General features: G+C 51.9%; 18 protein-coding genes. 5 read left to right on the forward strand and 13 right to left on the reverse strand.

What is annotated here, in order from left to right; genetic code table 11:
• Nucleotides 1-70: 70 nt before the first annotated feature.
• The 4 genes from QWI17_RS02505 to QWI17_RS02520 form a co-directional block, all read right to left on the reverse strand.
• Nucleotides 71-379: a helix-turn-helix domain-containing protein gene (locus tag QWI17_RS02505; RefSeq protein WP_302720916.1), complete on the reverse strand. Its 309-nt coding sequence runs from the start codon at nt 377-379 to the stop codon at nt 71-73.
• Nucleotides 376-822, reverse strand: a complete 447-nt coding sequence (locus tag QWI17_RS02510) for a hypothetical protein (RefSeq protein ID WP_302720917.1) — start codon at nt 820-822, stop codon at nt 376-378. Before QWI17_RS02510 ends, QWI17_RS02505 begins: the two co-directional genes overlap by 4 nt.
• A 137-nt stretch (nt 823-959) precedes the next feature.
• A complete protein-coding gene (locus QWI17_RS02515; RefSeq protein WP_302720918.1) occupies nt 960-1,577 on the reverse strand; it encodes an arylesterase in 618 nt (205 codons plus the stop codon).
• On the reverse strand, nt 1,574-3,085 hold the full coding sequence (locus QWI17_RS02520; protein ID WP_319835114.1) for an AAA family ATPase: 1,512 nt from the start codon (nt 3,083-3,085) through the stop codon (nt 1,574-1,576). The genes QWI17_RS02515 and QWI17_RS02520 overlap by 4 nt, the downstream gene beginning before the upstream one ends.
• A 92-nt stretch (nt 3,086-3,177) precedes the next feature.
• On the opposite strand from QWI17_RS02520, the gene QWI17_RS02525 reads away from it, so the two are divergent.
• Together QWI17_RS02525 and coq7 are read left to right on the forward strand one after the other, a co-directional pair.
• Complete coding sequence (locus QWI17_RS02525; protein WP_302720919.1) at nt 3,178-3,915, forward strand: hypothetical protein; 738 nt, start codon at nt 3,178-3,180, stop codon at nt 3,913-3,915.
• A gap of 57 nt (nt 3,916-3,972) precedes the next feature.
• Nucleotides 3,973-4,617, forward strand: coding sequence for a 2-polyprenyl-3-methyl-6-methoxy-1,4-benzoquinone monooxygenase (gene coq7 / locus QWI17_RS02530; protein WP_302720920.1), 645 nt, complete (start codon nt 3,973-3,975; stop codon nt 4,615-4,617).
• A gap of 72 nt (nt 4,618-4,689) precedes the next feature.
• On the opposite strand, the gene QWI17_RS02535 is transcribed toward coq7, so the two are convergent.
• Nucleotides 4,690-5,112: an OsmC family protein gene (locus tag QWI17_RS02535; protein WP_302720921.1), complete on the reverse strand. Its 423-nt coding sequence runs from the start codon at nt 5,110-5,112 to the stop codon at nt 4,690-4,692.
• Nucleotides 5,113-5,371: 259 nt separating this feature from the next.
• Between QWI17_RS02535 and crp the strand changes: the two genes are divergently transcribed.
• Nucleotides 5,372-6,007 carry a cAMP-activated global transcriptional regulator CRP gene (gene crp, locus QWI17_RS02540; RefSeq protein WP_302720922.1) on the forward strand — a complete coding sequence of 212 codons (636 nt, stop codon included), beginning with the start codon at nt 5,372-5,374 and terminating at the stop codon, nt 6,005-6,007.
• A 281-nt stretch (nt 6,008-6,288) separates the two neighbouring features.
• On the opposite strand, the gene QWI17_RS02545 is transcribed toward crp, so the two are convergent.
• From QWI17_RS02545 to grpE, 6 genes are all read right to left on the reverse strand, one after another.
• On the reverse strand, nt 6,289-7,521 hold the full coding sequence (locus QWI17_RS02545) for an MFS transporter (protein WP_302720923.1): 1,233 nt from the start codon (nt 7,519-7,521) through the stop codon (nt 6,289-6,291).
• Nucleotides 7,522-7,583: 62 nt separating this feature from the next.
• Nucleotides 7,584-8,729: a Gfo/Idh/MocA family protein gene (locus QWI17_RS02550; protein WP_302720924.1), complete on the reverse strand. Its 1,146-nt coding sequence runs from the start codon at nt 8,727-8,729 to the stop codon at nt 7,584-7,586.
• Nucleotides 8,729-9,790, reverse strand: a complete 1,062-nt coding sequence (locus QWI17_RS02555; protein WP_302720925.1) for a sugar phosphate isomerase/epimerase family protein — start codon at nt 9,788-9,790, stop codon at nt 8,729-8,731. Before QWI17_RS02555 ends, QWI17_RS02550 begins: the two co-directional genes overlap by 1 nt.
• Nucleotides 9,791-10,151: 361 nt before the next feature.
• Complete coding sequence (dnaJ, locus tag QWI17_RS02560) at nt 10,152-11,285, reverse strand: molecular chaperone DnaJ (protein ID WP_302720927.1); 1,134 nt, start codon at nt 11,283-11,285, stop codon at nt 10,152-10,154.
• Between the two features lie 153 nt (nt 11,286-11,438).
• Entirely contained in the window at nt 11,439-13,370 is a 1,932-nt protein-coding gene (gene dnaK, locus QWI17_RS02565) for a molecular chaperone DnaK (protein ID WP_302720928.1), read from the reverse strand.
• Between the two features lie 193 nt (nt 13,371-13,563).
• The gene (gene grpE, locus QWI17_RS02570) at nt 13,564-14,142 is read right to left on the reverse strand and encodes a nucleotide exchange factor GrpE (protein ID WP_302720929.1); all 579 of its coding nucleotides are present in this window, start codon (nt 14,140-14,142) and stop codon (nt 13,564-13,566) included.
• A gap of 130 nt (nt 14,143-14,272) precedes the next feature.
• On the opposite strand from grpE, the gene recN reads away from it, so the two are divergent.
• Entirely contained in the window at nt 14,273-15,946 is a 1,674-nt protein-coding gene (gene recN, locus QWI17_RS02575) for a DNA repair protein RecN (protein WP_302720930.1), read from the forward strand.
• 59 nt (nt 15,947-16,005) lie between these two features.
• Here the strand turns inward: recN and fur are convergent, their stop codons facing one another.
• Nucleotides 16,006-16,416: a ferric iron uptake transcriptional regulator gene (gene fur / locus QWI17_RS02580; RefSeq protein WP_302720931.1), complete on the reverse strand. Its 411-nt coding sequence runs from the start codon at nt 16,414-16,416 to the stop codon at nt 16,006-16,008.
• Between the two features lie 79 nt (nt 16,417-16,495).
• Between fur and QWI17_RS02585 the strand changes: the two genes are divergently transcribed.
• On the forward strand, nt 16,496-16,888 hold the full coding sequence (locus QWI17_RS02585) for an outer membrane protein assembly factor BamE (protein ID WP_302720932.1): 393 nt from the start codon (nt 16,496-16,498) through the stop codon (nt 16,886-16,888).
• Nucleotides 16,889-17,054: 166 nt separating this feature from the next.
• On the opposite strand, the gene QWI17_RS02590 is transcribed toward QWI17_RS02585, so the two are convergent.
• A complete protein-coding gene (locus tag QWI17_RS02590) occupies nt 17,055-18,686 on the reverse strand; it encodes a diguanylate cyclase (RefSeq protein ID WP_302720933.1) in 1,632 nt (543 codons plus the stop codon).
• Nucleotides 18,687-18,696: the final 10 nt, after the last annotated feature.

The following is an 18,696-nucleotide window of genomic DNA, read 5'->3' on the forward strand; positions in this document are numbered from 1 at the left end:
CCACCATCCATAATCAGGTGCAATAAGTGCGTCAAACCTGATTATGGATGGCTCGGACTCGGCAAGTCTTTCAGTCAATGACCATTAGAGTGCCCATAATCCCTATCCCTACCCCCGCCGCCAGCGCGACAAAAATTGAGAGTAACAGCAAATACTGTTTATAGGCACTGGGTTCCAACCGTCGCTGTGGTTCCATCAACTTAGTGCGCTGTAGCTCCAATACCGCGCACAATGATGAGACCGTTTCATTCGATCCCATATTTTGATTTTCTACCCGCTGCACCGTGCGCAAGCTCAATGTGGCCACCTCGGCTAACTGCTGCTGTGTCCAGCCGCGGGCTTGACGTGATTCGCGAATCAGCTGACCATCGATATTCATTGCGCCGCTCCAGCAGCGATCAGGGCACTGACTAATCCCACAACAAAACCCGTAGCAAACAAGCCGATAAAGAAGCCAACCACACCTTTCCAGCCCCATCGCCAAATGAAATTGGTGGCCGGATACGCCCCTTCATCCGAGTCAATGAGAGTGTTACCGCAGAATAAAGAAACGCTATAACAGCCTCGCAAAATAGACTTGGTTTCTAACACGACCTGATAGGTTTTGCCATCGAGAGGGAACGACATTTCACTTTTGAGCCCTGTCAGATTTCGGGTGGATACGACGATTTGGTCGTCAACTTTAACCTGTTCACGCCCACTCCAGGCCGAGGCCCAAACGGAAATGGTGTGCTCGCCAATGTCAAAGTAGCTCTGAATACCTTCTGACAAAGAGACGGATACGCCGCTTTTGGTGGCGTTTGCATTATCGGCAGTGGTCATAGTTAGGTTCCTGCATGTCTTTGGGTGAGACACCAGTAAAACGGGATACGAGCTTGAAATCTGCGTCAGAGATGTGCCTGACGCCAAGCTGACGTACGACAGCCTTGCGTCAAACGCTCAAAAATCACTCAAAACATCTATATGGCGCCCGATTCGCGCAATAATTGCGCTATTGTCTCCGCGATTATTTTATACCCAGCCGCGTTGGGATGAATTTGATCGGAGCGAAGCGCACGCTCGCCCAGTACATCGGCGACGACATTTGGGGCAAATACAAGCTGATTTTGCCTGGCTAAATCCTGATAACGCGTCTCCGCGCGCAGCAACAGCGACCGTTGCGGTACGGCGATCAATACCACGGGTATACCCCGCTCGTAGGCCATATCGATCATTGACTGCAGGTTGGATTGCATGGCGCTTTTATCGAGGTTACGCAGGATGTCGTTGCCACCGTGACACAGCAATAATAAATCCGGTTGCACTCGATCGAGAACACTCGCTAACCGCGCTGCCCCTTGTTTTGAGAGCTCACCGGGAACTCCTTCGTTAACGACCGACAAGCCCGTCAAGCGCGCCAGCTGCGCAGGGTAGCTGTGCTCAGAGCTGGCTCCGGTGCCCCGCGTTAAGCTATCGCCGAACGCCAGTACGGTGGCATTGCTGGGTAGGGGCGCCAACTTTGGCGCATCGCTGCAAGCCGTCACAAGCAAAACGGAAACCACAACCAACCACTGCATTATCCGAACATTAATCATCATGCGGGCACCGTCCGATCCTGCGCCCAGTGGCGCAAACTGGCCATTTGCTCTGCCATGACGACTGACAAAGGACTGGTAAAAGAGCACTGTGACAATATTAACTGAGTGTTCATCGTCTGGCTCTCGGTTTGCGCCTGATACAAGGCCCCAACCACGGCCTGCTCAATCTCAGCGCCATTAAAACCAGCACTGGCTTCGCTAAGTGCCGCCAAATCAAATTGGGCGGGGTCCATGTCGCGCTTTTTCAAATGGATATCGAAAATCTCCTGGCGTATGTCGGCATCGGGCAGATCGACAAAAAAGATTTCATCCAACCGCCCCTTGCGAATCAGCTCCGGCGGCAACTGGCTGATATCGTTACTGGTGGCGACAATAAACACCCGGCTTGGGCGCTCGGCCATCCAGGTCAATAGAGTGCCCAATAAACGCTGCGACGTGCCACTATCGGAACCGCCGCCCTGCCCCATCGCCTTTTCAATTTCGTCCATCCACAACACGCACGGCGACATCGCATCGGCCAGTTGCAGTGCCTCGCGCAAATTGCGCTCCGTCTCCCCAATATACTTGTTATAGAGAGCTCCCATATCGAGCCTAAGTAATGACAACCCCCACATACCGGCGACCGACTTTGCGGCCAAAGATTTACCGCCCCCTTGCACGCCGAGCAATAGAATCCCTTTAGGTCGGTCCAGTGTACTGTTTTGCTCGACAAAGGCGTCACGGCGCTGCGTTAGCCAGCGCTTCATATTATGCAGGCCACCCACGTTGGCAAAATCATCTACCTCGGTCTCAAAACTGACAATGCCTTCAAGGTCCATTAGCTGAAACTTACTGCGGTTAATTCGCGGCAGGTCGTCTGCGGAAATAGCGCCGTCATCCCAAATGGCCGAACGCACCAAACGACGGACGTCACTACTGGAAAGCCCCTGCAAGGTAGCGACCATTTTCTTCAAGGTAACATTGTCGGTTTTAATGCGCGCATCGCCATGCTTTTGTGACCAGGCACGGGCCTCTTCTCGAATCAAATCCAAAATTCGATCATCAGTAGGTAGGGGCATCGAAAAGCCCGTCGCGTAACGAGTAAGCTCTTTAGGTAGCCGCAAGCGATGGCTGAGAAATATCAGTGTATTGGGGACACTCAAGTGATTCAGTGCAATATCTTTGATCAGACGTACGATTTCCGGCTGCTCCTCCAGATAGGGGTGAAAATCGCATAACAGATAAATACTCGGCTCGTTGGTCGCTTTAATATGCCGCAGAAGCTCAACCGGCTCATTAAACTTAGTTTCCTTGGCGACAATTTGCGGCCCATAGGTTAACGTCGCTAATCCGTCGGTAATGCTCCAGCGCGCCAATTTGGCGAAACGCTGGCGAGCGATGCCCAACAACATGTCTTCAGCTTTCTTTTCCTCAAAGGTTTCCATGACCACGAGGGGGATGCTCGCATCCATGATTTGATTGATATTATTGGTTTCCTGCACGACTAGCTCCGCTCTGGGTATCGCCACAATCCTGCCAGTGTTGCAGGCTGACCGCAACAATTGTTGCTATCCTTAGCAGGGCCGATACAATATAGCCAAATGACACTGCAAGGAACGTTGTGAAATTGAAATGGTATACCCTGCTACTGATTGCCTTAATGGCGACACCGGTCTTGGCTCACGAAGATGAAGCCAAAACAATTCGCTTTACCTGCTCAGTACCCAGTGCAATGCCACAGGCGCAAGTACTAGAGCAGTACTACCACGACGCTTTTGCTGAGATGGGCTATCACTTTAGTATGGATTATCGCCCGGACCGCCGCTCATTAGCAGAGGCCGTCTCCGGTGCCAGCCATGGCGATTGCGCCCGTATTCCCGAGGCCCTTACCGATAAAGAGCTTGCGCATGTTGTCCCCGTTGATGTTGTTATCGGACAAACTTTTATGAGCATCTGGGGCGCTGACGCCGGGAAGCAGGAACTGGATCACATTATTCAACCCGAGAATACAATTTGCTATGTAGACGGCAACTACTCGGCTCGCTTTTGGGTTAACAAGCTTAAGCAACGCTATAGCGAGCGTGCGCCTAAATTCTTTAAAGTGCCCGACTTTCAGTCTGCAATACGGATGCTGACTTTAGAGCGTGCCACCCATTGCCTTGGGGTAGAGGTCATTTTCAGGAATGTGGTGCAACAGGTAAACGCGCAAGACTCAATACATGAAAATCTAAGACTCGGACAAATTGAGGCCAGCCCCCTTATTCACAAACACCACGCCCACCTCATTGAGCCCTTTACTGTCGCATTGCGCAAAATTATAGACGAGAGGGGCATTATTGGTGCCAATGCAAAGCAGTAGCTGCTGTCGGAAAACTTCAAGCTCGTAGTATACTGGCGATAGATTGACGGAGGGCTTATGCATTCACCAGAGTTTTCAGTGCTAGACCGGTTTATTATCAAAGCCGACCAAACCCTACAAAATATGGCAGGTGGGCGAGCAGAGCACACACGCCCATCCCCGGCGGACAATATTACCGAGCCCGAGCTGACCCCGCAGCAAAAACGCCGCAGTGCCGGCTTGATGCGGGTCAACCACGCCGGCGAGGTCTGCGCACAGGGGCTGTACGAAGGTCAGGCACTAACGGCTAAATTGCCCAAAGTACGCGAGCAAATGCGCGAGGCCGCCAGTGAGGAAGAAGATCATCTGCATTGGTGCCAGCAGCGGCTCGACGATCTGAACAGTCACACCAGCTACCTTAATCCGCTCTGGTATTCTGCTTCATTTGCGATTGGCGCTACAGCCGGGCTGATCAGCGACCGTGTCAGTCTGGGATTTGTAGCCGCTACCGAAGATCAGGTTTGCAAGCATCTCGAATCGCACCTCAAAGACTTGCCGGAACAAGATGGAAAGTCGAGGATTGTCGTCGAACAAATGCTGGAAGATGAGGCGCGTCACGCCCGCACCGCCCTAGAAGCCGGCGGTATGCGCTTTCCAACGCCGGTCAAGGCCGCCATGACCCTGACGTCAAAAGCCATGACAGTGGCAAGTTATTATATTTAATAGAATAGGTCTAACGCTTAAGGTCGGATGTCTGACGCGGGCGCATTGGCATCTGACATCCGACGTCGGACATCAAGCGTTCTCTACAATCTCAAAATCGTGACTAATCTCTACCCCAGCGCCTTCCAGCATGATGGAGGCAGAGCAGTATTTAGTGGCAGACAATTCAACAGCGCGAGCCACTTGCTTTTCTTTCAAATCTTGGCCGCTCACCACAAAATGCAAGTGGATTTTGGTAAACACGGCAGGTACCGCGTCGGCGCGTTCCGCGCTAATTTCTACCCGACAATCAGACACATTCTGGCGTGTTTTCTTCAAGATACTAATAACGTCGAAGTTAGAGCAACCGCCAAGGCCCAGCAAAAACATCTCCATTGGGCGGACACCGGTATTGCGACCGCCGTGATCTTCAGGGCCATCCATCACGACACTGTGACCACTGCCAGACTCACCCAAAAATTGTGCACCATCTACCCATTTGACTGTCGCTTGCATTTGTTTGCCTCTGTAAATTTCTACCATGCGGCCCAACGGCCTAAATCGGGGCGCCAAGCCTACCACAAACGGCGTCAGGGAAGAACTTGTCGTGTATTTCGACACTTGGCAACTCGCTATTCACCCCTTAAAGGTTATACTGATATAACTGGGTCACAATCCTAGCCAAGCTTTTATGCAGTAATTTGGCACTAGCGGTATTTCGCGGCATAATGAGCCAAATTTTAATTCATGTTACAAATCCTGCAGGAGCTGCACTTTGGTCGCTGTCTCGCTTACGCCACATATTAAAAATGTTGATGACTTTTTAAACAATTGTCATCGACGTCGCTACCCCGCCAAAAGCACTATTATCTACGCTGGAGATAAAAGTGATTCGCTCTATTACATTGTTAAAGGGTCCGTTACCGTATTAATCGAAGACGATGAAGGTCGCGAAATGATCGTCGCTTACCTTAACGATGGTGACTTTTTTGGTGAAATGGGACTGTTTGACACGCAAGATTCTCGCAGCGCTTGGGTACGCGCTAAATCCGAATGCGAAGTAGCCGAAATCAGCTACAGTAAATTTCAGGAAATTTCCGAAGACCACCCCGAGTTTCTATTTGCGTTAAGCTCACAAATGGCTCGTCGCCTGCGTAAAACCACGCGCAAAGTTGGTGATCTCGCCTTTTTGGATGTCACCGGTCGCGTTGCACGCACGTTGCTGGATTTGTGTAAAGAACCTGATGCCATGACTCACCCAGACGGTATGCAAATTAAAATCACCCGTCAGGAGATTGGCCGTATAGTAGGCTGTTCCCGTGAAATGGTGGGCCGCGTTCTCAAAACTCTGGAAGAACAAGGTTTAGTAGACGTCAAAGGCAAAACCATGGTGGTTTACGGGACTCGATAGAGTAAAAGAACGTCTGATGTCTGACGTCGGAGGTCTGATGTCAGATGCAAACAAAAAGCCCTGCTTTTTTAAGTGGGGCTTTTTTTGGGGAGAACCGTGAACTGTGAACTGTGAACGGAAAAGTCGCGGCTTTATTTGAAGCACCGTCACGTCAATGTGCAGTATTCCAAGTACGGCCTACACAAAAAAGGGGCGAACCGGTTGGCTCCCCCCCTTTTTACGTTCTGCGATCCGCAGTACCCGTCTGACGTCAGACCTTCGGCGTCAGTCTTTCTCTTCCATTAATCCGCTAGAGGTTCGGCGTTAATTTCACCGCGCACCAACTTTTTGCGAATAATGAACAAGAAGGTAAAGGCGACGATCAAAGCGGCAGGGAACAGCGCCATGCTCTCCAGCGTTGCCAAGCCAGCAGCTAATTCAGCCTCTGGACCAACAAGACCTGCGCCAATGGCGTCTTCTTTGGCAGAATCCAACCAGCCGCCAATAACGGGGTTCCACATGCTCACAGAGAACATACCGGCGCCCCCCATCAAGGACATACCTAACGCCCCGGTTTTTGGTAGGTATTCACTGACAAAACCAATCATGGTCGGCCAGAAATACATGACGCCTAAGGCAAACAAAATAGCGGCCACGTAGATCATTGCACCGGAAGCAAAGCTCATGGTGTAAACACCAATAGTCGCGACAACCGCCGAGGCCAAAAGTACACCTGCAGGGTTCAACGCCTCGACCACAGGCCCGGCAAAGTATCGACCAACGGCCATCAAGCCAGTTACCATAGCCAGAATCACCATGGGATGAACACCTGAACTGCCGAGGGTTTTCTCAATCCACTGCTGCGGACCAAACTCAGAGATTGCGGTTACCGTCATACAAAACATCATGAAGATAAACAGAGGAGACAGGAGCGCTTTCACATTATTAAGCGTAGAGGTTTCGGTATGATCCAGCGCAGGGAAAGCTTCTACAAATACCAAGTAGCCATAAATTGCGGTTGGTATCAGCATAATACCGATCTGCCATTGCCAGCCAAGTCCCATCACATCGCCCATAAGCAGTGACGTCAACGAACCGATCACAATACCACCTGGGAACCATACGTGAAATTTGTTGAGCATAATGGTTTTTTTATCGTGATAAAGCTCGGCAATTAGCGGGTTACACGCCGCTTCCACTGAGCCGTTGGCAAAACCGATAAAGAAACTGGACAGAATCAATGTCCAAAAGCCGGTGGCGGTCATGGTCATCACCAAACCAATGGCGTGACACAAAAAAGCTATTGCCAATAGCTTTTTCGGACCAACGTGATTATAAATAAGGCCACCAAACATCATGGCGAATGGAAAACCCAAAAAAGCCATGCCGTTAATCCAGCCTAGCTCGGTATTGTTGAGTGCGAAGTCTTCACCAAGCTGGGACAAAATACCCGCTCGAATGGCGAAGGTCATAGCAGTTACAATTAGCGCCACGCAGCTGGCGGTAAAAATTCTAGAACGATGGACTTCAGTCATAGTTTTAACCCTATGCTTATTGTTATGGTTGCCGGGCTCTAGAGCCCGGTGCGAGTATCATCTTACAGGTCAGTCCAGCGACTGTCAGCCTCAGAAGAAGCCAATACCGCTGTGATGAATTTTAAACCTTCTACCCCGGTTTCAATACCGGGAATCCAGCTTTCAATATCAACGGTTTTGCCATCGCGTTTGGCTTGCAGAACGTCAGCAATGTCGTTGTAGATGGTGCCAAACGCCTCCAGATAACCTTCAGGGTGGCCAAAAGGTATGCGAATACCGCGCACTGCATATTCGCTGTCCCAGTAGTCATCGCGGCGAGTGATCCGTTGAGCAGGAGCGGCCAGCGGGGTAAACCACATTTCATTGGGGTTTTCCTGTGACCAGCTCAAACCGGCTTTATCGCCAAAGAGGCGAATACGCAAACCGTTTTCGCAACCAGGAGCTACCTGACTGGACCAGAGCATGCCCTTAGCACCGCCCTCAAAGCGCATCATCACATGTACATTGTCATCGACCGGACGACCGGGTACAAACGCCGTTAAATCTGCACAGACAGAGGTAACCTTCTGGCCGCTGATAAAACGAGCCAACTGAAAGGCGTGGGTACCAATATCGCCCAAACATCCCGCGGCCCCCGAGCGGGCCGGGTCGGTGCGCCAGGATGCCTGCTTGTTATCTGAGTCCTGCTGCTCGGTTAACCACTCTTGAGGGTATTCCACCTGCACGATACGGATGTTACCAATATCGCCACGCTCAACCATTTCGCGCGCGTAGCGCACCAATGGGTAACCGCTGTAGTTGTGGGTCAAGGCAAAAAAGCTGTCGGAATTTTGCACCAGCTTTTCGAGCTCCAGCGCTTCTTCCAATGTGCGGGTTACCGGCTTGTCGCAAATAACGTTAATGCCCGCTTCCAGGGCCGCTTTGGCGACTGGGAAGTGCATATGGTTTGGCGTCACGATAGACACGGCCTCAATACCATCTTCGCGCGCCGCTTCGGCTTTAAACATTTCTTGGTAAGACGCGTACGAACGGTCGGGGGCGATAAGCAGGTCTTCGCCTGACAGCTTGGCGTTTTCCGGATTAGAGGAAAGCGCGCCGGCCACCAGCTCGTATTTGTCGTCAATGCGCGAAGCAATGCGGTGAACAGCGCCAATAAAGGCACCGCGGCCACCACCGACCATGCCTAAACGAATTCTTGCTGCGGCCATTATTTGCCCCCCAAGCCGAGGATTCGGCGATTGCTGGCTTCGTCGGCTTCGCCACCGGCAAAGTCATCAAACGCTTTGTCGGTAATGCGGATTATATGCTCAGCGACAAAGCGCGAACCTTCTTCCGCACCCGCTTCTGGGTGCTTCATGCAGCACTCCCACTCAATAACCGCCCAGCCGTCGTAGTTGTGCTGAGTAAGCTTGGAGAAAATACCTTTAAAGTCCACCTGGCCATCGCCGAGTGAACGGAAACGACCGGCGCGCTCAACCCAGCCCTCGTAACCACCGTACACACCCTGCTGAGCGGTTGGGTTAAATTCTGCGTCTTTTACATGGAACATTTTAATGCGATCGTGATAGCGATCGATAAACGCCAAATAGTCCAACTGCTGCAAAATAAAGTGGCTGGGATCGTACAGGATGTTGGCACGCGGGTGGTTATCCACTTCCTTCAGGAAGCGCTCAAAGGTGACACCGTCGTGCAAATCTTCACCGGGATGCAGCTCGTAGCAAACATCCACGCCGGCCTCGTCAAAGGCGTCAAGAATGGGCCTCCAACGCTTGGCTAGCTCGGCAAAGCCGGTTTCCACCAAACCTTGTGGTCGCTGGGGCCAAGGATAAACAAAGGGCCACAGCAAAGCACCAGAGAAGGTAGCGTGTGCGGTTAGGCCGAAATTTTTACTGGCCTTTGCCGCCAGGTACATTTGCTCTACGGCCCATTTCTGGCGCTCATCGGGCTTACCGTGCAATTCTTCGGGAGCAAAAATATCAAACATTTCGTCGTAGACGGGGTGAACAGCCACTAGCTGACCCTGCAAATGAGTAGACAGCTCAGTCAGCACAAGGCCATGTTTGCCCAGGGTATCTGTTACGTATTTACAGTAATCTAAATCGTCCGCGGCTCGCTCCAGATCGAACAGGCGCTTATCCCACGAGGGCATTTGAATGCCTTTGAAGCCGAGACTTCCGGCCCATTCAGCGATGTTTTCTAAGGTGTTAAAAGGCGCTTCATCACCGGCGAACTGAGCCAGAAATAGCGCGGGGCCTTTGATCATCTTCATTGTGGTTCTCCATAGGGTCTAGCCACACCCAGGAGGATGCCATAGGGATGTGGCGGTCTCTACATTGATTTTATATGTAATTAGCTTTTTATATTCAATTACTGTAACGCGTTTAGCGGGCATTGCCAAGCGTTGACCGAGTATACCAATGTAGCTGAAAAACCCCATCTTTTTAACTTTTTCTGGGGTAGAAGTTGGCACTTCTTTACATACATTGCAAAACACGTCGGATGTCTGATGTCCGAGGTCTGAAGCTGCCCTCGTCAGACATCGGACGTCAAACGTCTAGCTCATAAAAACAAAGCCCCGATACCTGTCATAGGTACCGGGGCCCGTTAATACAGCGCTTTATTCTGACAATCTAAATCTTCATATCCCCAAAGAAATTTTTCATACCATCGAACCAGCTTTTTTGGCGCGGGGAGTTTTTCCCTTCTTTCATGGTATCGGCGAATTGCTGCAACAATTCTTTTTGCTTAGAGGTGAGATTAACCGGCGTTTCGATCACAACGCGGCACATCAGGTCTCCAGCAGCGCCGCCTCGCACAGGGCTTACTCCCTTGCCGCGCAAACGAAACAGTTTGCCGGTTTGAGTTTCCGCCGGAACTTTGAGCTTAACCCGGCCGTCGAGTGTTGGCACTTCAATTTCACCGCCCAGTGAAGCATGCACAAAATCAATCGGCACTTCACAATACAGGTCGCGTCCATCGCGGGTAAAAATTTCATGCTCTTTAACGTTAATTTGAACATACAAATCGCCGGCGGGACCACCTTCCAAACCCGCTTCGCCTTCGCCAGAAAGACGTATGCGATCACCGGTATCCACGCCCGGTGGCACCTTGACCGATAAGGTCTTGGTTTCCTCTACCCTACCCTGGCCATGACAGCTGCCACAGGGGTCGGAAATGGTGGTGCCGCGGCCGTGACAGGTCGGGCAGGTTTGCTGCACCGAGAAAAAACCCTGCTGCATGCGCACCTGACCCACGCCACCGCAGGTGGCACAGCTAACCGGAGAGCTGCCGGGCTTAGCGCCAGAGCCTTCGCACGTGTCGCAGTGCGCTAATCGCGGCACCTTAATTTGCACCTGAGAACCACGCACAGCGTCTTCCAGTGCTAAATCCAGGGTGTAGCGTAAATCGGATCCACGTGACGGACCACCGCGACGACCACGGCCACCGCCTGCCCCGCCAAAAATATCGCCGAACACATCGCCAAATATATCGCTGAAGTTACCGAACCCACCGGCGCCGGCGCCCATGCCCGATTGACCATCAACTCCGGCATGGCCGAATTGATCGTAAGCGGCACGTTTTTGTTCGTCGGAAAGAACTTCATAAGCCTCGCTGGCCTCTTTGAATTTCTCTTCCGACTCGGCGTCGCCTGGGTTGCGATCCGGGTGGTGTTTCATTGCCACTCGTCGGTAAGCCTTTTTTAGCTCCTGCGCCGACGTGTCTTTAGACACCCCAAGAACATCGTAATAGTCGCGTTTTGCCATGTATTCGAGTTTCCAGCTTGATTGCTCGTAACTTCCCGCATATCCGGGAAAGCCACTGTCTTGTTACACAACAAATGCGGGCGAAGGAATCTCCGGCCCGCATTTGTAGTTTGAGCAGTGCGATCGACGACCGCACCCGGATCAGGACTTAACTTACTTGTTGTCTTCGTCCTTCACTTCTTCAAACTCAGCGTCTACCACGCCGTCGTCGGCCTCTGCACCCGCTTCGGCGCCACCGGCCTGCTCAGCACCGGCGCCTTGCGCCTGTTGCTCAGCGTACATTTTTTGCGCCAATGAGCCAGAAGCTTCGGTAAGTTTCGTTGTCGCCGCTTCGATAGCCTCAACATCGTCACCTTTAACCGCTTCCTGAGCTTCAGTGATCGCCGCTTCAATCGCCGCTTTCTCTTCGTCAGTTGCCTTGTCGCCGGCTTCCTTCAGCGTTTTTTCAGTGGCGTGGATCAGGCCTTCGAGCGTGTTGCGTGAAGTCACCAACTGCTCGAACTTCTTGTCCGCTTCGGCATTGGCTTCGGCGTCTTGTACCATCTTATCGATTTCGTCGTCCGACAGACCGGAAGACGCTTTAATCACGATGGATTGCTCTTTACCGGTGGCCTTGTCTTTAGCGCCAACATTCAAAATACCGTTAGCATCAATATCAAAGGTCACTTCGATTTGTGGCATACCGCGCGCCGCTGGCGGAATATCGGCCAGATCAAAACGACCCAGTGATTTATTCTGCGTCGCTTGCTTGCGCTCGCCCTGCACCACGTGAATGGTCACAGCGGTTTGGTTATCTTCAGCGGTTGAGAACACCTGCGACTTTTTCGTCGGGATGGTAGTGTTTTTCTCAATCAGTGGCGTGGCAACACCGCCCATGGTTTCAATACCCAAAGTCAGCGGAGTCACATCCAGCAACAACACGTCTTTCACGTCACCGGCCAGTACCGCACCTTGAATAGCCGCGCCCATGGCGACAGCTTCATCGGGGTTGACGTCTTTACGTGGATCTTTGCCAAAAAACTCTGATACGGCCTTTTGCACCATAGGCATGCGGGTTTGGCCACCCACCAAAATAACATCGCTGATGTCGCTTACCGACACACCGGCGTCTTTAATCGCCATTTTCACAGGTTCCAACGAGCGAGTGACCAGCTCTTCAACCAGAGACTCAAGCTTGGCGCGTGTCATCTTCACCACCAAGTGCTTAGGACCTGTGTTGTCTGCAGTGATGTAAGGCAAATTCACTTCTGTCTGCTGACTTGACGACAGTTCAATTTTCGCTTTTTCCGCGGCTTCTTTCAGACGTTGCAGGGCCAGAGGATCGCTGTGCAGGTCAATGCCTTGCTCTTTCTTGAACTCTTCAGCCAAGTATTCGATCAGGCGCATATCGAAGTCTTCACCACCCAGGAAGGTGTCACCGTTGGTAGACAGCACTTCAAACTGGTGTTCGCCATCGACATCGGCGATTTCGATAATGGAAATATCGAAGGTACCACCACCGAGGTCATAGACCGCGATCGTACGGTCGCCTTTTTTCTGGTCCATACCATAGGCCAGAGCAGCAGCGGTTGGCTCGTTAATAATACGCTTAACGTCCAGACCGGCAATTTTACCGGCATCCTTGGTCGCCTGACGCTGGGAGTCGTTGAAGTAAGCCGGAACGGTGATCACCGCTTCGGTAACCGCTTCGCCTAAGTAGTCTTCAGCGGTTTTCTTCATTTTCTTGAGTACTTCGGCAGAAATTTGTGGTGGCGCTTTTTTGTCACCTTTAACTTCAACCCAAGCATCGCCGTTGTCAGCCTCGACAATTTTGTAAGGCACCATTTTGATGTCTTTCTGTACAACATCGTCTTTAAACTTGCGGCCGATCAATCGCTTAACCGCATACATGGTGTTGTCGGGGTTAGTAACCGCCTGACGCTTAGCACTCTGGCCAACCAGAATTTCATCGTCGTTGGTAAACGCCACAATAGATGGCGTGGTGCGATCGCCTTCCGAGTTCTCAATAACTTTGGCTTTTTCGCCTTCGAGCACCGCAACACACGAGTTGGTGGTACCCAGGTCAATGCCGATAATTTTACCCATAATTCAGTCTCCTGAAGTTGCTCAGTTCGTTGGTCACGCATCGCTCGGTAAGAGCAACGACTTGGTCGTCGACCAGACGCTTTGTTTCAGTTGGTTGCCGCAACGCGGCGAATTCAGTCGTTAATGCCTATATGGGCGCGCATCAGCGCATTTCAAGACCCAGCAGGCAAAAATCCATACATTTTGTGGTGTTTTAGCCCTTTGACACCACGACCATGGCTGGTCGTACCAATCGGCCGTGTAACGTGTAGCCTTTTTGGAATACATCGAGCACCGTATTGGGCTCAGAGTCAGGGCTCTCAATCATTGACATTGCCTGGTGTAGTTGCGGGTCAAATGGCTCCCCCACCGGATTCACCGGTTCGACCTGGTGTTTGGTTAAGGTGTCGGTAAAAGACTTAAGCGTTAGCTCAATACCCTCGACCACAGCCTTGAAGCTTTCATCTTCCACATCAATGCTGGCCAATGCGCGCTCCAGATTATCCACGACCGGCAAGAGATCAGCGACAAGCTTCTCTTGGCCGAACTTATGGGCCTTCTCGACATCAGCCTCGGCGCGGCGCCGGGCATTTTGCGTTTCCGCATGGGCCCGAAGGGTTTGCTCTTTGGCGTTGGCCAGGGCTGCGGTAAGATCCTGCAGTTGCGACTGTAAACTAGAGATATCAACCTCTACCGCCTCTTCAGGCTGTTCAGTCTCGGCCTGTTCGGCTTCTACTGCTTCTTGATCGACCTGATCTTTGTGCTCTTGATCTGTCACCTTGTTGTGCCTCATTCAGGTTTATTCAATTAAGCGGAATGTGGGGCCCTATTAACCATTTTCAAGGGGTGTATTGCATTTCGTCGCAGAATCGCCAAGAATACTGTATATATAAACAGATATAAGCCCGAAATGGAGCGCATTTATGCTGACCCACTTAAGCGTGCAGAATTTTACGTTGGTTGAGAGTCTCGATCTCGACTTTAAAGCGGGTATGACGGTTATTACCGGTGAAACCGGCGCTGGCAAGTCCGTATTGCTGGAGGCACTGGGGCAAGCACTGGGCGACCGGGCTGACGCCACCCGGGTGCGTCGCGGCACCCGCAAAGCCGATATCAGCGCCACTTTCGATTTGACACGCATCGAACGAGCCCGCCACTGGCTGGTGGAGCAAGACCTGGAGCAAGTTGAGTTGCCCAGCGAATGTCTGTTGCGCCGCACCGTTACCGCCGAGGGGCGCTCCAAAGCATACATCAACGGCCATCCCGCCACACTGACCCAATTGAAAACCTTGGGCAACATGCTTATGGACATTCACAGCCAGCACGAACACCAGTCTTTGCTGGTAAAAGACAATCACCGCCGCCTGATCGACGAATACGCCGGCCACCTGCCTTTGGCTGACGCGGTGAAACAAGCCTTTAAACACTGGCAAGCGCAAGCCCGACACCTGGAGTCGCTGCGGGTTAATACCGAGGAACTCAGTGCCCGCCACCAATTGATTGCCTACCAGGTCGAAGAGCTCGATCAGCTCGATTTAAAAGACGGCGAGCTACAGGAGCTCGAAACCGAACGACACATGCTTGCCAATGCAGAAAATTTGCTGCAAACAGCGGGTCAGCTCAGCGACTGTCTGGGCAACGATGAAATGGGGATTCAAGTCGGCCTGGGCCGTGCCTTGCAATTGTTGACCATGCTGAAAGAGAAACCCGATACTCTGCAAGAGGTCGAGCAAATGCTGCAAGAAGCGCAAATTCAGGTCAGTGAGGCGCTCAATAGCGTTGAACTGTTTTCCGATGACTTTGCCATGGACCCGGCGCGCATCGCCGCAATTGATGACCGACTGACCACAATTTACGATATAGCCCGCAAACACCGTGTGCAGCCCGAGGCGCTGCGGGAGTTACACGCCAACCTCAGCACAGAGGTCGACCAATTAGACGTGAGCGATGAGAAGCTGCGAGCTCTGGAAGCCGATGTCCGCAAGCTCGAAGACGATTACCGTAAACTCGCCGCAAAGTTAACCAGCTCTCGCCGCAAAGCGGGCAAACGCCTGGGTGAACAAGTCAATCAGCACCTCAAGCAGTTGGCAATGGAACATGCAAAGCTAACAATTGACTTCTTTGATCGCAGCGATAAGCCCGGACCACACGGCACCGAAGACGTTGAGTTGTTAATCAGTACCAACCCTGGCCAACCTGCTGGCAGCTTAGCCAAAGTAGCCTCTGGCGGTGAACTGTCACGTATTAGTCTCGCGATTCAGGTGGTGGCGGCGGAAAACAGCACCCTGGCCAGCTTGGTGTTCGATGAAGTAGACGTTGGCATAGGTGGCGCTACCGCCGATACCGTAGGTCAACTGCTGCGCGCGCTAGCCGAGCGCGGCCAAATCTTTTGTGTGACTCACTTAGCTCAGGTTGCGAGTAAAGGGCACCACCACCTGCAGGTGACGAAAATCAGTTCAGCCAAATCAGCCGCCACAACGTTAGTGGAACTGGCAGGCGATGAAAAAGTTGACGAGTTGGCCCGCATGCTTGGCGGCGCAAGGCTTACAGACGCCTCGCGTGCTCACGCCGAACAAATGTTAACGGGTTCGGAGTAAGCTGCAGGCAAGGAGTAGACGGAGCTTGAGGTGGCCCCGGAGGCTAGTAAGCCCCTGAATTAGGCCTTTTTCGGCTTAACATAAAGCACCAGAGAATGGTCCTCTAGCTCAAAGCCATGATCTTCGGCGATTTTTTGCTGAAGTTTTTCAATTTCCTCGTTGTGGAACTCGATCACGCGCCCCGTGTCCAAGCAAACCATGTGATCGTGATGTTCACCACTAGAGATTTCGAACACTGAGTGGCCACCATCAAAATTATGGCGAATCACCAACCCTGCGCTCTCAAACTGTGTCAGTACCCGGTAAACCGTTGCCAAACCGACATCGTCACCGGCCTCCATCAGTGCTTTGTAGACGTCTTCAGCACTCATGTGATGCTCATCGGAAGATTCCAGCATCTGCAGAATCTTTACCCGAGGCAAGGTTACCTTCAGGCCCGCTTTACGTAGTTCTTGGTTTTCGTCGGCCATTTTTTTGTCCAAACCCTTCTCAGTGTTCAAGTTGTTCAGGTATTATCGCCCATTCATTTTATCAAGTGGAACCCCTGTAATGAAAATAGTCAAATTGCCCCTCGTCATTCTATGTAGCCTGTTTCTGCTTGCGGGGTGTCAATATTTTCAATTCCCTGGTGTCCACAAAATTAATATCCAGCAGGGACACATCATCACAACCGAGATGATCGAACAGCTGGAGCCTGGCATGAACAAGCGCCAGGTGCGCTTTATACTGGGCACGCCCCTGATTTCCGATGTTTTCAGCGATGACCGCTGGGACTACTACTATAGCCTAAAAATGGGTAATGGACGCTTCTACAAGCGCACGCTGACCATTTACTTTGACGGTGATACTTTTACCCATTTCGACGGCGAAAACCTTCCGGAAAAAGCAACTGAAGAAGGCGAAGGCGACGAGCCCGATACGCCAGTGCCATCCAACGATTAGGCAAACGGGTAAAAAACTCCTTATGTCATCAGGCTTGCTCGCTGAATCGCAATCTATACGCTGTTGTAAAGGTGTCTACCCACCGAAAAGCGGCAGTGACGAACTTGGGCCAGCCCTAAAGTCCCGCAGGACGAGGCTTGTAGCGTACATCTGCTAACCTCTCTGGCTATTTTCCCGCGGCCACACGGTTGCGGCCGCTGCTTTTCGCTTGATACAGGGCTTTGTCAGCGGCCTCAAGTACATCTCCACTTTGACTTATGGCCGTTGCGATACCTGCGCTTAACGTCACATTAAAGCTCTTGTTGTCGACACTGAAGCCCAGCGCCGCAAAACTTTCTCTTATACCCTCAAGTAAGGTCACGGCCGAATCCTGATCACACTCGGGCAATACCGCGACAAACTCTTCCCCGCCATACCGACCGATACTGTCTGTTTTACGCAACCGTTGGCGCAACAACTGCGACAATGCGCGAATCACCTTGTCGCCTACCGGATGGCCATAAGTGTCGTTAACCTTTTTAAAATGATCCAGGTCTATCATAGCGACGCTCACTGGCTTGTTTTGTCTTGCCGCGCGCTGCAACTCAATATTGACCTGTTCCTTGATGCGACTGTGTTTTAGCAGGCCGGTGAGACTATCCCGATCAATGGCATCGCTGAGCTGCCGGGCACGTGCAGCTCGCACACTTACTGCGCTTACTAAGCGCAAATCAGAAATCGGCTTAGTAAGAAAGTCTTCGCCGCCATGGCGTATTGCGAACGCCTGCGCCTGTTCGTCTTGCTCTGAAGACAAATACGCGATGGCAACTCGCAGCCATGCAGGGTTAAGACGGATGAGCTGCGCCAGTTCGTATCCACGACAGGTGGGTAAATTCAAGTCGAGCAGCACCACCTCAGGATGAAAGCTGTCCATTGCCGTCAGCACCTGACGCGGATCGTTCACCACCTCAACCATCATACCGGCGGCTTCTAACACCAACTTATAATGGCGCGCCAATAACTCATCATCATCCACAATTAACACACGATAAGAAGCCGATTGCGACAAGTTTAGGTGTGATTCCAGACAATCGATCACTTCGGCAATATCTAAAGGCTTAACAAAATAACCGATAGCGCCGGCTCTGACCGCCGACAAGTAAGTTTCGAAGTCATCGTGGCTGGAAATAAAAATAACCGACAAAGGGTCGTCGACAGCACCCTGCAAGCGCGCAATACTCTGCGGCCCCAACTCTTGCTCTCCCTCAAAAACGACGTCAACGATTAAAAAATCCGGCCGTCGGGATAAGATGGCACTCTCTGCATCTTTGAGCTGGTCGAAATGGTGAACGTCATAGCCAAAACTGATCAAGGCCGCTTCAACTTCTCGCGCCAGATGGTGATCATCTTCTACCACATACACGGTGTTGCGACGTTTATCTGGCCCATGGGCCGAATGGCCTTCAGGGCGACCGTGGGTATCTGTTGGCTCAGCAATTCCGGATTCTAAATTGGCAAGATTACTGATAATTTGTGATCGGGTTATGGCATCAGGAGCACCCACGTTAAGCCACTCCTGAATCGCCAACTCGAGTTCGCGGGCACGTTGGCTCAAATTCGGGAATCCAAAGCTGCCGGCAGAGCCTGCCAATTTGTGTAAGCGGCGATGCAACTCCTGCAACAGCTTGGCGTCGTCGATTTCAGATAGCTTCGACGCGTCGCCCGCTATTTTGGCTAATTCTACCGGCAGGTGAGCGCCATACTCCGCTCGAAGTTTCGCCAGCTTCTCCAAAACACTTTTTTTACTGTCTCGACTCACCCGACCCCTC

The organism is Gilvimarinus gilvus (genome assembly GCF_030518155.1).
Classification (GTDB): Bacteria; Pseudomonadota; Gammaproteobacteria; order Pseudomonadales; family Cellvibrionaceae; genus Gilvimarinus; species Gilvimarinus gilvus.

Coding starts and splice junctions, on each gene's coding strand:
- QWI17_RS02505 (WP_302720916.1), bottom strand. CDS start 379: ATGAATATCGATGGTCAGCTGATTCGCGAATCACGTCAAGCCCGCGGC.
- QWI17_RS02510 (WP_302720917.1), bottom strand. CDS start 822: ATGACCACTGCCGATAATGCAAACGCCACCAAAAGCGGCGTATCCGTC.
- QWI17_RS02515 (WP_302720918.1), bottom strand. CDS start 1,577: ATGATGATTAATGTTCGGATAATGCAGTGGTTGGTTGTGGTTTCCGTT.
- coq7 (WP_302720920.1), top strand. CDS start 3,973: ATGCATTCACCAGAGTTTTCAGTGCTAGACCGGTTTATTATCAAAGCC.
- QWI17_RS02535 (WP_302720921.1), bottom strand. CDS start 5,112: ATGCAAGCGACAGTCAAATGGGTAGATGGTGCACAATTTTTGGGTGAG.
- QWI17_RS02545 (WP_302720923.1), bottom strand. CDS start 7,521: ATGACTGAAGTCCATCGTTCTAGAATTTTTACCGCCAGCTGCGTGGCG.
- QWI17_RS02550 (WP_302720924.1), bottom strand. CDS start 8,729: ATGGCCGCAGCAAGAATTCGTTTAGGCATGGTCGGTGGTGGCCGCGGT.
- QWI17_RS02555 (WP_302720925.1), bottom strand. CDS start 9,790: ATGAAGATGATCAAAGGCCCCGCGCTATTTCTGGCTCAGTTCGCCGGT.
- dnaJ (WP_302720927.1), bottom strand. CDS start 11,285: ATGGCAAAACGCGACTATTACGATGTTCTTGGGGTGTCTAAAGACACG.
- dnaK (WP_302720928.1), bottom strand. CDS start 13,370: ATGGGTAAAATTATCGGCATTGACCTGGGTACCACCAACTCGTGTGTT.
- grpE (WP_302720929.1), bottom strand. CDS start 14,142: ATGAGGCACAACAAGGTGACAGATCAAGAGCACAAAGATCAGGTCGAT.
- recN (WP_302720930.1), top strand. CDS start 14,273: ATGCTGACCCACTTAAGCGTGCAGAATTTTACGTTGGTTGAGAGTCTC.
- fur (WP_302720931.1), bottom strand. CDS start 16,416: ATGGCCGACGAAAACCAAGAACTACGTAAAGCGGGCCTGAAGGTAACC.
- QWI17_RS02585 (WP_302720932.1), top strand. CDS start 16,496: ATGAAAATAGTCAAATTGCCCCTCGTCATTCTATGTAGCCTGTTTCTG.